The 13,082-nt window shown below is 69.8% G+C and carries 8 protein-coding genes and 1 pseudogene; 2 read left to right on the plus strand and 7 right to left on the minus strand.

All coding sequences use genetic code 11. The features are described from left to right. The 7 genes from D7X12_RS31675 to D7X12_RS31705 all read right to left on the minus strand — a co-directional run. Nucleotides 1-566 (minus strand): type VI secretion system ImpA family N-terminal domain-containing protein (locus tag D7X12_RS31675; RefSeq protein WP_208719399.1); only part of this gene is annotated, 566 nt, incomplete at its 3' end. Nucleotides 567-572: 6 nt separating this feature from the next. Next, the gene (gene tagF / locus D7X12_RS31680; protein WP_120628976.1) at nt 573-1,517 is read right to left on the minus strand and encodes a type VI secretion system-associated protein TagF; all 945 of its coding nucleotides are present in this window, start codon (nt 1,515-1,517) and stop codon (nt 573-575) included. After that, complete coding sequence (gene tssM / locus D7X12_RS31685) at nt 1,517-5,173, minus strand: type VI secretion system membrane subunit TssM (RefSeq protein ID WP_120628977.1); 3,657 nt, start codon at nt 5,171-5,173, stop codon at nt 1,517-1,519. The genes tagF and tssM overlap by 1 nt, the downstream gene beginning before the upstream one ends. Next, nucleotides 5,170-5,868 (minus strand): DotU family type IV/VI secretion system protein, encoded by a 699-nt coding sequence (locus D7X12_RS31690; protein WP_120628978.1) that lies wholly within the window; start codon nt 5,866-5,868, stop codon nt 5,170-5,172. The genes tssM and D7X12_RS31690 overlap by 4 nt, the downstream gene beginning before the upstream one ends. Before the next feature lie 55 nt (nt 5,869-5,923). Further along, nucleotides 5,924-7,288, minus strand: a complete 1,365-nt coding sequence (gene tssK / locus D7X12_RS31695) for a type VI secretion system baseplate subunit TssK (protein ID WP_120628979.1) — start codon at nt 7,286-7,288, stop codon at nt 5,924-5,926. Next, nucleotides 7,285-7,872: a type VI secretion system lipoprotein TssJ gene (gene tssJ, locus D7X12_RS31700; protein WP_244224897.1), complete on the minus strand. Its 588-nt coding sequence runs from the start codon at nt 7,870-7,872 to the stop codon at nt 7,285-7,287. The genes tssK and tssJ overlap by 4 nt, the downstream gene beginning before the upstream one ends. Nucleotides 7,873-7,965: 93 nt before the next feature. Next, nucleotides 7,966-10,230: a type VI secretion system Vgr family protein gene (locus D7X12_RS31705; protein WP_120628980.1), complete on the minus strand. Its 2,265-nt coding sequence runs from the start codon at nt 10,228-10,230 to the stop codon at nt 7,966-7,968. 260 nt (nt 10,231-10,490) lie between these two features. On the opposite strand from D7X12_RS31705, the gene D7X12_RS31710 reads away from it, so the two are divergent. Continuing rightward, a complete protein-coding gene (locus D7X12_RS31710; protein ID WP_244224898.1) occupies nt 10,491-12,314 on the plus strand; it encodes an OmpA family protein in 1,824 nt (607 codons plus the stop codon). Continuing rightward, nucleotides 12,311-13,082, plus strand: a pseudogene (locus D7X12_RS31715) (adventurous gliding motility protein AgmC); the annotation flags it as partial. The gene D7X12_RS31710 and the pseudogene D7X12_RS31715, both read left to right, overlap by 4 nt.

Genomic DNA, 13,082 nt, shown 5'->3' on the forward strand with positions numbered 1-13,082 from the left:
GGCTGGATGGACGCGCGCAGCCTCATGACCCCTTCCAGCAGCGGGCCGAAGGCGGGGCCCTGTCCCTCGAAGCGGGTGCGCGCCAGCTCCGCGAGCCTTGAGGCCGCGATGCCCACGTTCGTCAGCAGCTCGTTGTCGGCGGGCGACACCTTTACCGTCGGCAGCACGCGGCCCATGCGCTCCACGAACCAGGTCACCGCGTTCACCCGGCCGCGCAGGCGCTTCGCCTCCGGGAAGAGGGTGGGCCAGTACTGGTCCGTGACCTCCGCCAGCACCGCCATGCCGGTGAGCGCGCCGGACAGCCCCTCCGTCATGTACATCCCGTAGGCGAGGTAGGACGCGAGCCACAGGTCCTTCGTGGTGTGCTGCAGCAGCTGGCTGGAGCCGCGCACCACCGCGGCCCAGTCCACCGCGTCACCCGCCGGCGATTCGAGCTTCGCGACCTCCGTGGACACGGCCTCGTAGGTCGGGTCGTGCCGGGCCTGCACCCCGGCGGGCTTCTCCTCGGAGATGGGCCCGAGCCAGGGACGGGAGCGTTCGCGAAGGGCTTCAGCGGAGAGGGTCATGGCGTGTCAGACCTTCCGCGCCACGGCGCGCAGGAGCTGTTCAATGGAGCTGGTGGACGAGTCGAGGACCTCGCGCTGCGCTGGCGTGAGCGCGCGCTTCGCGCTGGCGAGCGCGGCGGCCCGCTCCGTGCGCAGCGGCCAGAGCTGCGAGCTCGCGAGGTCGGGCTGGGCCAGGTAGAGCAGGAGGGTGGACGCGGGCGCGCCCAGGCACAGCAGCAGCCGGGGCTTGCTGCCTTCGGACCAGAGGAAGCCCGGAGACGTGGACGGCCAGCGCAACAGCCGCGAGGCCAGCTCCAGCCACGCCACCGGGCCCATGCGCCCGTCCAGCGGGCAGTCCAGCACCACCTGGGCCAGCCCCTGCTCGCGGTGGTGCTCCCCGGCGCAGGCGGTGAGGAAGGTGTGCAGCGCGTAGTAGCGGGCCTCGGGGGGCTTGTCCGCGCAGACGGGCTTGAGCAGCTCCGCGCAGGAGTGCTCGGAGAGGATGCTGCCCTTGAGCCGCTCCGCGAGCTTGAAGTCCCCCGGACGGGGCGGGTGCAGCAGGGCCGCCCGCTCCAGCAGCTCCGGGATGCTGAAGCGCGCTGCCTCCCGGACCAGCTCCGAGCCGCCCCGGAGGAAGGGCTCGAAGGCCTCCGGCAGGAGGGCGTAGCGCTCCGCCAGCTCCGCGACCGACAGCTCGGTGAAGACGACCAGGGGGAAGCCCCGGCCCACGCTGTCCGCGCTCGCGGTGAGCACGCCCACCAGCGCGGTGGACTGCCCCGGCGCGGTGAACACGAAGCGGTGCGGCGTCGCGGGCAGCTCCGCCCGCGCGCGCTGCACGCGCGCCATGCCCTCCTCCAGCCAGCGGTGGAGCTGCTGGGCGAGGGGGCTGGCCGTGTTGTGCCGGACGAACTCCGCGTGACGCGGCGTCTTGCCGAGCACGCCGACGCGGTGCGGGAGCGGGGCCACCACCATCAGGGAGGCCCGTCCTGCGCCACGAGGTTGTTCCCGCCGCAGGCCGAGTCCCCGCGCGCGATGCCGCGGGGCGGCTGGAGCCCCGGGTCGCGGAAGATCTGCATCAGCTTGCCCTTGTTGCCGGACAGGCCGAAGAACGGGTTGCTGGTGCGCTCCGGACGGATGTCGATGGAGATGAGCGCGCCCTTCATGTCTTCAATCTCCCAGGTGGCGGTGAAGTAGCGGCCGTCCGCGCTGGGCTCGATGCGCTTCACGCGCTCCAGCAGGCGGAACAGGCCCCACTCGCCGGGCTCGTCGATGTCGCCCGTCGCCCCGGATGCGTGCTCGACGTGGATGTGCGCGCCCAGTTTGCCGGCCTGTCCCGGCCAGCTCATCGGCTTCCAGACGGTGTCCGGGCCGTTGCGGTACGTCTCGTCCGTGCCGTCCAGCGTGAAGGCGACGGCGGAGATCTCCGACGCGGCGTTGTCCGCGGACGTGCCCGCGCGGATGCGGACCTGGAAGCGCACCAGCGGATCCACGGACTCCGACGTCGGGAAGAGGGTGCTGGCCAGAGCGCCGCTCTTCTCCAGGAAGGTCAGCATCTCCGGCCGGTAGTTCGCGCCGCTCTGCGGGGACACGAACTCCCACTTGCGGCCCTTGGGGGCCACGTCCTCCAGCAGCTGCTCCTTGTGGAACTTGCGGATGGTGCCGCCATCCAGGCGCAGGTACTCCGCCACCTCCAGCAGCGGCGCGTCGCGCAGCGAGGTGCGGACGAAGGGATAGCGGTCCGCCATGAGCTGCTCGTAGGGCGTGACGATCTGCTCGCACCACATCTTGCTCTTGCCGTTCGCGACGCCGGTGTAGACGATGCCGTGCACGTCCCGGAGCGGCGGCAGCAGCAGCCGTTCGAGGATGACCGCGCCGCTCTGCTGCTGGCGGATGAGCATCTCCACCGCCTTGCGCGTGACCTGGATGCGGTCGAGCAGCAGGCGCGACTCGGCGGGCTTCTCCTTCACCGCGAGCAGCGTGTCCTGCACCACCGCCAGGTGGTCCTGGTACAGCTCCAACGCCGTCTGTGACTCCTGTCCGTCGTCGGACTTGTTCGTCACCGTGGCGAAGAGGATGAGCGGCTGGAAGGCGCTCTCCACGTCGCGCGGAACCAGCTCCTTGTCGCCATTGGGTGAGCGCTCGTCGACGAGCTTCGGGGGGCTCTTGGCGGCCTCCTCCTCCTCACCCAGCAGCCGCTGCATCCATCCCGGCGACGAGGACTCCTTGACCCCGGCGGGCTTCTTCTCCAACTGCACGTTGTGCTGGAGGGCCGAGAAGAGCCGCTGGTACGCGGCCGGCTTGCCGCGCAAGAGGCTGTCGACCAGCTCCTGCGTCTGGTCCAGGTCCTTGGGCTCCTGGACGCGGATGGAGCGCAGGAAGTTGAACCACTCCTGGATGTACGTCTCGAAGTAGTCCGTGCGCAGCTGGGCGCGCGTGGCCCGCTCGTCCTCCGCCGAGTCGCGGTCGAGCACCCACGTCTGGCGGTTCTCGAAGGCGTTGGCGAGCCGCGGCTTCACCACGTTCTCCCAGGCGTTCTTCGTGAAGGCGCCGCGGATCCGCTTGCTGGCCTGGATGGCGGGGACCGCGCCCACCAGCTCCTCCAACGTGACGTCGGGATACTCGCGGCTGGCGTCGGAGATGATCTGCTCCAGTTCCAGCGTGGCCAGCGGCACGCGGTTGAGCGCCCGGCGGGCGGCGCGCACCACGCGGTCATCGCGCGGGAAGGCCAGGCGCTCCGGCTCCTCCGCGAGCATGCGGATGTACGTCGCGGCGTGGTGGCTGATGGTCTGCTCCAGGTCGACCTGGCCCGTCGTGCCCTTCACGTTGGTCCAGTGCTCCACCATCTTGCGCACCAGCCACTCGCGGTGGGCCTCGTCGAGCTCCGGCTCACCCTGCGCGCGCGGCTGGGTGATGAGCAGGTACATCTTCAAATCCTCGAAGTGCTTGCGGTAGTCGTTGGAGCTGGGCTTCCAGTCCAGGCGCTCCTGGTTCTGCGCGAAGAGCATCAGGCTCTGCTGGATGCGCTCGTACTGGAGCCCCAGGAGCACCCGGCGCAGCGCCGCGTTGTAGAAGGACTGCGCGACGGGGAAGAGCTGGTCGCCCTTGTACATGCCGAAGCGCATCCACACCGGCACGCCCTCGGTGCGGTGTTGGGTCAGCTCCTGGAGCTGCTTGCGCAGGGGCGTGAGGTCCTGCACCCGGCTGATGTCGTCCTTGCGGTCCGCCTTCACCACGGTGATGGCGTCGCGGACCTCCCGGGCGAGCTCCCGGTTCCTGTAGAAGGACAGGGTGGGCAGGCAGAGCACGAGCGCCGTGGCCACGAAGGCCGCGCCCGCGACCGCGAGCCGGCGCTTTCTCAGGCGCAGCTCTTCCGCGGAGCTGCGCACCGCGACCTTCTGGTCCAGGAACATCACCTTCGTGAAGACGTCCCAGAGGAAGTAGCTGCGACCCTCGGCGCTGGTCTCCGCCTGGGGGCGTCCGTTCGTCGTCCCGAAGACCTCTCCCGCGGACGGCGACACCAGCTCCACCGCGCGCACGTCCTGGGTGGCGCTGGTGAAGTACAGGCCGCGGAACACCGGGGTGTCCTGGAAGATGTTCTCCAGGAAGAGCGGCTGGACGAACTCCGACAGCGTCTTGCGGAGCGCGTCGAACTTCTGGGGGAACTGGTGGATGCGCTCGCGCGTCTCCTGCTGGCGCTCCTCGCCGATGCGCTTGATGGCGCGCTGCTCCAGCACCGCCGTCAGCTCGTCGAAGCGCTCCAGCAGCAGGTCCGTGGACGCCTCCTTCTGCGCGTCCATGGGGATGGTGAAGCCCCAGAGCTGCCCGCGCTCGGAGCGGGGCAAGTCAGAGAACGTCTCCACGAAGCCGGGCAGCAGGTCGCACTTGGTGACCATCAGGTAGACGGGCACCAGCATGCGCAGCCGGGAGGTGATCTCATCCAGGCGCTCGCGGATGCCCTGGCCCAGCTCGCCCGCCGCCTGCGGGTCCATGGTCAACAGCTCGTCGATGCTCACCGCCACGATGAGGCCGTTGATGGGCCGGCGCGGGCGGTGCTTGATGAGCGTGTCGAGGAACGCGAGCCACTCGGGGCGTTCGTCCTCGCTGGCGACGTAGCGGCCCGCCGTGTCGAGGATGACGGCCTCGTTGGTGAGCCACCAGTCGCAGTTGCGCGTGCCGCCCACGCCGCGCACGCCGCCCCCCTTGCTGGAGGACAGGTACGGGAACTTCAGCCCGGAGTTGCGCAGCGCCGTGCTCTTGCCGGCGCCCGGAGGCCCGACGATGAGGTACCAGGGCAGCACCGCCAGCGCGTCCTTGCCGCCGCGCGACAGCTTGGAGGTCTTGAGCGCCTCCACCGCCTTGGTGAACTCCGCCTGCATCGCCTTGATCTCCGGCTGGAGATCCGGCCGCACCGTCTTGAGTTCGTCGGCGGCCTGCTGCTGGAGCGCGCCCTCCAGGTTCTTGGCGGCCTTCCGGGCCCGGATGCGCTTGACGAGCCAGGAGCCCCCCAGCACCAGCAGCGCCACGCCCGCCACGGCCAGCGCCACCCAGAGCGGCGGCAGGTGCAGCTTGAGGATGGCGGCCCCGCCCAGGCCCAGCAGCGCGAGGAAGAAGAGGAGGTAGGCGATCACGGGGCAGCGCCTCCGCTGGCGTTCTTCGCCACGTGGACCTCGATGTCCTTCATGAACAGCTTCAGCGTGTTGTCGAGGCTGAAGAGCAACCCGCCGTAGAGCAGCAGCGCGGCCACCAGCGCGCCCGCGGCGATGGACACGATGGAGGCCTTGCGCCGGGCGGAGAACAGCGCCTCGGTGGGGCGCTCACCGTGGGGCGACAGCACGTCGAAGTCGAACGGACGGGCGCGCTGGAGGTCCTTCTGCACGGTGTCGATGAGCGTCATCAGCTCCAGCTCGCCGCCGCGGATGCGGTAGCGGCCCTGGAAGCCGAAGAGCATGCAGAGGTAGTAGACGCGCAGGACGTCCGCGCGGTGCGGGTCCTTGCGCACGGCGTGCAGCCGCGCGAAGAAGCCGTCACCGGCCACGTTCTCGTTGAAGTAGTGCAGTTGGAGCAGGTGGCTCATCCAGAACTGCCGGTACGGCTCCGGCTTGCCCAGCACCACCTCGTCCAGGAGCGCGACCAGCGCGTAGGCCATGTCCTGGGCGTCCTGGTGGCTGAAGCCCAGCACCGCGGAGCGGCGCAAGAGCTCGTCCACGATGCCGCGGAGCTGGAAGTGCAGCTTCTCCGGCGGCGGCACCGCGGCAGCGTCCGAACGTCGGAGCTGGATGGCGGCGTCGAGGCAATCCTTGGTGGCTTCGTTGACTCGGTCCATGGGCGGGGCGGCGGTGCCAGGGCGCTCGTGACGAGCGCTCCGGCTCCAGCGGGGGCTAGCGGTTGGAGGTGGGGACGGCGAGCAGCTCCACGCTGGTGGTGCTCACGTCGAAGGGCTGCGGCAGGTAGAGCGCGAGCGTCCGGTCGCGCAGGGCGTTCTTCCAGTAGCCGTCCTGCAGGGCGAGGTTGAAGTAGACGACGCCGGGCCGCACCGGAACTTCCGGCGGCGGGCGGTAGGTGACCTCCAGCGGCACGCCCGGGGCGGCGGCCTGCACCAGCCCCTGGATGTCGCCCCAGCTGGCCATCTTCGACAGCTTGGGGAGCTGTTCGGCGACGACCTTCTCCGGCAGGTCGCTGCGGATGGTGAGCAGGAACTGGCCGCACCGCTCCAGCCGCTCGTCCTCCAGCTTCCCGCGGAAGAGCCGGTCCGCGCCGGCCTCCATCGTGACGGTGAGGCACTGCTCCAGCGCCACCGCGTGCATCAGCTCACCGATGCGCCGGAACAGCTCCTCGAAGGTGGCGCGCAGGTTGATGAACTGGAAGGCGGGCAGGGTGGAAGGGTCGGCGTTCACCGCGAACGTGCACAGCTGCCCCGCGAACTGGCTGAGCAGCAGGTACAGCCCCTGGGGCCGCAGGTTGCCCGCGTCCAGCGCGTGCTGCACCAGCGGGATGATGCCGTTGAGCGCGTTGAGCTCCAGGAAGAGCGTCACGTCCGACGCGGTGAACTCCAGCGCGGATGCGTCCCGGTGCCGGCGGCGCGAGGACAGCTGGCGCTGCTTGGACACCAGCAGCCGCAGCAGCATGCGCAGCTCGTGGGTGATGGCCCCCGCCGCGTCGATGCGCAGGCACGGCGGGATGTAGGAAGGCACCAGCGACAGGTTGCCGGCCTTGTCCCGCTCCAGCTCCGCGATCTTGATGGCCTCGAAGTCGTCCCGCTGCTCCGTGCCGAAGAGCAGCCGCACGTTGCGCTGGCCGAAGGACACCGGGACGATGGAGGTGGACGACGTGAGGTCGCTGATGGGCCGGGTGGAGGGCGTGTAGCGCGGGCTGCCCACCTTGTCCGAGCCGCCGTAGCTCTCCACGCCGCTGCGCTCGCGCGGCACGCCGATGAATACGTCCAGCACGCGCTGCGCGGCGGGGAAGGCGCCGTCCGCGGGGCGCGCGGCCGGGGCCTCCGGGTCTCCGCTGTGCAGGGACACGGGCAGGCCGTCCGGAAGGATGCCGGTGAAGCTGGACAGCTGCACCAGGCCCGCGCGCAGCGACTCCATGTCGAACGCCAGGGACACCACGCCCCACGGGTACGGCTCCAGCGAGCCCAGCCGCGTGTCCAGCAGGGCCTCGTGGTAGATGTCCAGTTGCTGGAGGTGGTGGGGGCTCATGAACATGCCCTCCGACCACACGACGCGTTGAGGGGACTTCATGCACCTCTCCGGGGCTCCGGCATCACACCGGGGGATGGCTGCTGCGAAGGCTCCGGCACCCAGGTGGAGACGGGCGGCTGGAGCATGAGATCGATCTGGTAGCCCTGCAGCCGGTAGCGCAGCTCCTGGTCGCCCCGCTTGGGAGGCCCCAGGTCACCGCCCGCCGGGCGCTCCACGCACTGCTCCTCCGGCACCGGCGGAAGCACCGCCACCGTGCGCCACGAGTAGCCGAGCGGCTGCCGGAAGTGGCCCATGGTCAGCACGAAGTGGGCCTTGGGGTCGCGCTGCAGCCAGCGCTGGTTCGTCTGTCCGGGCGCGGCGACGAACTCGGAGGACTGGAGCAGGTCATCCTTGAGCAGCTCCTCCGCGCGGCTCCACAGGTCGCGGAAGCTGGCGCGCTCCAGCCGGGCGCTGTCCTTGAGCTGGATGACCCGGACGACGGTGGGCAGCGAGCGCCCGCGGGGATCGGGGTTGACCTGTTCGGAGACGTCCAGCACCACGTAGAAGGGGGGCGGCGTCTCGCATTGCTGGGCCACGCGCTTCACGCACCCCGTCGCCAGCACGGCGGCGAGGAGGCAGAACAAGCGGGGCCAGCTCGTGGCCCCGACGCCGGGACGACAGGTCGCGGCCCGTGACAGGGATTGCAGGGTGCGCATCATTGTCTGGGAATTCGTGGCCTAGTTCTCGGAGATCTTCGAGCCCTTGATGATCACGTCACCGCTCGCGGTGACTTCGATCTTGGCGCCCTTGATGACCACGTCTCCGTTCTTCTTGACCTGGAGGGTGGCCGAACCGACCTTCAAGGTGAATTGCTCCTGGGCCACCAGGGCAATCTCCTTGGCGGAGAGCGTGTAGGAATCCTTGACGGCGTGGTTGAGCTTTCCCCCCACGCTCAACAGCAAGTCTTTTTCCACTTTGAGTGTGCGAGACTTCTGCACTTCTTCAGACAGGTCACCGCCGACCTGGAGCGTGCGGGAGCCCTTCACGGTCTCGGATTTCTTCGCGCCAACGACTTCCACCTTGGCGCCGCCCACCTGTTCGGACCGGAGGCCGCCCACCAGCTCATTGAGGGCCGCGCCCACCGTGACGGCGAGCGCTCCACCGACATTGAGCATCTTTCCCAGCCCGACCGTTTCAGCGGAGGCCAGGGTGACCGCGATGTTCTGGTTTCCGCTCACCTGGACGGACTGGTCGCCCATCACGGATTCGCTGTGATTGCCCACCACGGAGGTGGAGCGGTTGCCTGACACCGACAGCGTCTGGTTGCCGCCGATGACGGAGTCGTCGTTCTTCTTCACCTCGAGCGACTGATTGCCTTCGATGGTGCGGCTGCGGTCCTTCTTGACGAGGAGCGTCTCGTTGCCGCCGACCTGTTGCGTCTTGTCGTTCTCGACGACGATGTTCAGGTCCTTCTGGGCGTGGAGGAAGATCTCCTCCGCGCCCGCGGCGTCCTCGAAGCGCAGCTCGTTGAAGCCGTCGCCGCCGGGGCTGGAGCTGGAGCGCAGCGTGCTCTTGGTCTTCTCCGCGGGCAGATCGATGGGCGGCGGGTTCTGCCCGTTGTAGACGCTACCGGTGACGATGGGCCGGTCCGGGTCTCCCTCCAGGAACTCGACGACGACCTCCTGGCCGATGCGCGGCAGGTACAGCGCGCCCCAGCCCGGGCCCGCCCACGCCTGGCTCACGCGCATCCAGCAGGAGCTCTTGTCGTCGTTCTTGCCCTCGCGGTCCCAGTGGAACTGGACCTTGATGCGGCCGTGCTCGTCGGTGTGGATCTCCTCGCCCGCGGGGCCCACGACGATGGCCGTCTGCGCCCCGGAGATGACCGGGCGCGCCGTCACCCGGGGCGGCCGGAAGGGCACCTGGGCGGGCTGGCAGAGGAACTCGTTGCGGTAGCCCTCCTTGGAGCCCAGCGAGGCCTGCTCCGCCACCAGCGCCTCGGCCTGCTGGCCGGTGTGGCGCACGGACAGGGGCAGGTACTTGCGGTTGAGCGCGGCGTCCGGGTGCTCGGCCAGCTCGAAGGTGTGCCCCGCGCACAGGCGCCGGCTATAGCTGGCGCCGGACACGGTCTCCACGCGGGCGCGCAGCTCCTCCAGGCGGATCTTCGCGAGCGCCTTGCCGGCCCCGGGCTCGTCATAGAGGCCCGGGTAGTCGTAGATCTCCAGCGCGGACTCGCCCCCGTCGTCGGCGCTCTGCGCGCCCAGGTCCTGCGCGGGGCGGGTGAAGTTGAAGTCGCGCAGCGCCACCGCGCCGGGCTGGACCTCCAGCTTGGCGGCGAGGGTGTGGATGAACTCCTTCTCCGCCACCATCCGCGAGCGCTCGCGGAAGACGAGCTTGGGCTCGCCCGCCATGGCGGGGTTCGCCGACGCGGCGTCGCCGAGCACCATCGTGTGCGCGTCCTCGCCGTGCTCGAAGAGGTAGAAGATGCCCTCCTCCTCCAGGAGCCGGGAGATGAAGTCGAGGTCCGACTCGCGGTACTGCACGCAGTAGTCACGCTTGCGGTAGCTGCCGGAGAGCGCCAGCCGGTGTTCCACCTGACCCTGGTCGAGCACCTTGTGCACGATCTGCGGGACGGTCAGCTCCTGGAAGATGCGGCTGCGGCGCGTGTGCCGGAGCGTCCACAGGCGGGGCACCACCGTCACCCCATAGCGTCGGCGCTGCGGCCCCGTACCTTCGTCCCGGCGGTCGATGCGGGCGACGACGCCGTGGAAGAAGCGGGCCGTGCCGTCACCCAACTGCACCGTGAGCCGCGCGTCCTTTCCAAGCAACGCCGTGTCATCCAGCTCCACGTCTGGATTGGGGGTCAGGGAGACTTCAACGGAGTACGGCTGAGACACCGACTCGTCTGCCTTAAAACCGAATACCGTGACATCCTCGGCAGCGTGGGGCCCGAGTTGGAAGTCGAATTCCGTCTGGTTCGCCAGCAGCGCAGCATTCGCGATCATTGATTCTCCCGCGCCACGGAAGCCCCCAGGGTCACCCGCCACCTGTTTCATCGGGATGGGTGATCGCCTGACAAATTAGAAACACGCGACGGCACGGGTCCGCAAGTGCTTGCGGGCATCGATAAGCATTTCGTCGCGAATGTACTGGGGGTGCGAGCTGCTGTTATAGTGTTGCGCGAGGGCGGGGGGCCATGGATCACGACACGGATTCGGGCAGCCCACGCCAGGACTTACCCTCCGGGAGAGCGATGAAACGAAGGATGCTCCTGCGCCATCTGCAACTGCTGTCGCTCCTGCTGACCGTCCCCGCGCTTGCGCAGACGCCGTTGCCCGGCATCGACCTGGAGCGGCTGGAGCTGAACCCTGGCGCCGAGGGTTCACTCCTGGTGAGTCTGGGAGAGCTGCTGCCCGCCGGCCACTACCGGGCGACCGTGGCGATGCAGTACGCGCATGATCCGCTGCTCTTCGAGCGCGATGGTGAGACGTTCCGCATCATCGGCAGCCGCGCGACCACGCATCTGGCCGTGGCCTATGCCGCGACAGGCTGGTTGCAGTTCGGCCTGCAGCTGCCGGTGGTCGCGTACCAGAGCGGCTCGGACCTGACAGGCGAGAACATCTCCGCACCGGCGAACTTCGCGCTGGGCACGCCCGCGGTGAGCGCTCGCGCGGGGCTGCTCACGCAAGACGATGGCGGGGGCGTGGATCTGGCATTGGAGATGGGCGTGGGGCTGCCGGTCGGCAGTCAGGCGGGGCTCGCGCGGGATGGCGCGTTGAGGCTTGCGCCCCGGTTGATGGTGGGGCGGCACTTCGGCTTCCTGCGCGGAGGGCTGGAGGTCGGCTTCCTGACCCGGCCCAGCCAGGCGCTCACCCAGCGGCCCGGCATCCTGGTGGACGAGGTGGGCAACGAGCTGCGCATCGGCGCCGCGCTCGCGACCACCGGGCGGCGGCTGCGCTGGGAGCTGAACGTGCGGGGCATGGTGCCGCTGACGGCGCAGCCCGGGGCGGTGGAGCTGCTGCCCGGCGCGCGCTACCTGGTGAAGCCGTCCTTCGAGCTGTTCGCGCTCGCGGGCATGGGCGTGGGCAGCGCGCCGGGGACGCCGCTCTTCCGTCTGATGGTGGGCGGGGCCTTTGGAAACGTGACGCCGCGGCGCGGGCCGGGCGAGTCCTCCGTGAACTGCGAGCCGGGACTGGCGCACACCATCGAGGAGTGCCCGGAGATGGACGAGGACAACGACCGGGTGCCCAACGGCATCGATCGCTGTCCGACGGTGTTCGGCACGCTGGAGCGCAACGGCTGCGAGAAGAAGGACACGGACACCGACGGCCTGGAGGACGCGCTGGACATGTGCCCGGTGGAGCCCGGGCCCGCGTCCAGCCAGGGCTGCCCGCTGCGCGACACGGACAAGGACGGCACCGACGACGACTCGGACACGTGTCCGAACGCAGCGGGGCCGCCAGAGAACCAGGGCTGCCCGGTGCGCGACGCGGACAAGGACGGGCTCGACAACGACAAGGACGCGTGCCCGAACGAGGCGGGGCCCGTGGAGCGCGACGGCTGCCCGGAGTCGGACACGGACAAGGACGGCGTGCCCAACCGCATCGACAGCTGCGCGAATGAAGTCGGCACGTACGAGAACCAGGGCTGCCCGCAGCACATCTTCCCGCTGGTGGTGCTCCACGCGACGCGGCTGGAGACGCGAGGGAAGATCTACTTCGAGCCCGCGCAGACGCGCGTCAACTCGCGCTCCAACCCGGTGCTCGACTGGGTGGCGCAGGTCATCCTGGAGCACCCCGAGTTTCCGCTGATCGCGGTCGGGGCGCACACCGACGACCGGGGCATGCCGGACGCGAACCGCCGGCTGTCGCAGGGCCGCGCGGAGGCGGTGCGCCAGTACCTGATTGGCAAGAAGGTCCCGCCCGAGCGCCTCGCGGCCTACGGCTACGGACAGGACCGCCCCATTGACAGCAACCTGACCTCCGTCGGCCGGGAGAACAACCGCCGCGTGGAGTTCCTGATCGTCGACCCCCAGGCGGACAAGACGCCGAGCCCCAAGCGTGAGCCGGGCACCGGAGAGACCCGATGATGACGAAGCCCGCGCTCCTCAAGGCATTGGTGGCCGGCGTGGTGCTGGCCGGGACCGCAGTCCTGGCCACGCCGGACCTGCTCTTCCTCGGGTCCGGCGGCGTGCACTACACCGCACGCGGTCCGGACACCGTGATCAACGACTACGCCCAGGTGACGAAGCCCGTCGCCGCGGGCACGTCCCGGATCCCGCTCCTCTCCACCCGCGGCTTCTCGGGGGGGGACCTGGTGTTGGTGGTCCAGATGCAGGGCATGGGGTCCACCCTGGAGGGGAATGACCCCGTCCTCATCGAACTCTCCGGAGGCCCGGTGGGCGTCTGGGAGCTGGCGCGGGTGGAGCGCGTGCGCTCCGGCACGGAGGAGGCGCTGGAGTTGGCCGCGCCGCTGGCCCATGCCTACGCGGAGGGTGTCACGCAGGTGATCCGGGTCCCGGAGTACGAGGACGTCGTCATCCCCCGAGGGACGGGGCTCGTCGCGCAGGAGTGGGATGGCAGCACCGGCGGCGTGCTGGCGTTCGTGGCCCGGGGCAAGGTGACGAACGACGGTGTGATCGACGCGAGCGGCAAGGGCTTCCGGGGAGGGCTGTTCGCTCCGGTGGGCTTGGGGGTGACGGGCTGCACGGGCCTGGAGGGTTTCTCCGCGGGGAGTGGCTTCTGGCTGGGCGAAGGGGTGGATCCGCTCCGGTACGGCGACCTGGACCTGGGCTGGGGCCTGCCCGCCAACGGTGGTGGCGGCGGCGTGTGCCGGCAGTCGGGCGGGGGTGGTGGCG

It is taken from the genome of Corallococcus sicarius (genome assembly GCF_003611735.1).
In the GTDB taxonomy this organism is placed as follows: Bacteria; Myxococcota; Myxococcia; order Myxococcales; family Myxococcaceae; genus Corallococcus; species Corallococcus sicarius.

What these genes read in the sequence shown, in the direction of transcription:
- tagF (WP_120628976.1), bottom strand. Translation starts at nt 1,517, where the DNA reads ATGGTGGTGGCCCCGCTCCCGCACCGCGTCGGCGTGCTCGGCAAGACG.
- D7X12_RS31690 (WP_120628978.1), bottom strand. Translation starts at nt 5,868, where the DNA reads ATGGACCGAGTCAACGAAGCCACCAAGGATTGCCTCGACGCCGCCATC.
- tssK (WP_120628979.1), bottom strand. Translation starts at nt 7,288, where the DNA reads ATGAAGTCCCCTCAACGCGTCGTGTGGTCGGAGGGCATGTTCATGAGC.
- D7X12_RS31705 (WP_120628980.1), bottom strand. Translation starts at nt 10,230, where the DNA reads ATGATCGCGAATGCTGCGCTGCTGGCGAACCAGACGGAATTCGACTTC.
- D7X12_RS31710 (WP_244224898.1), top strand. Translation starts at nt 10,491, where the DNA reads ATGCTCCTGCGCCATCTGCAACTGCTGTCGCTCCTGCTGACCGTCCCC.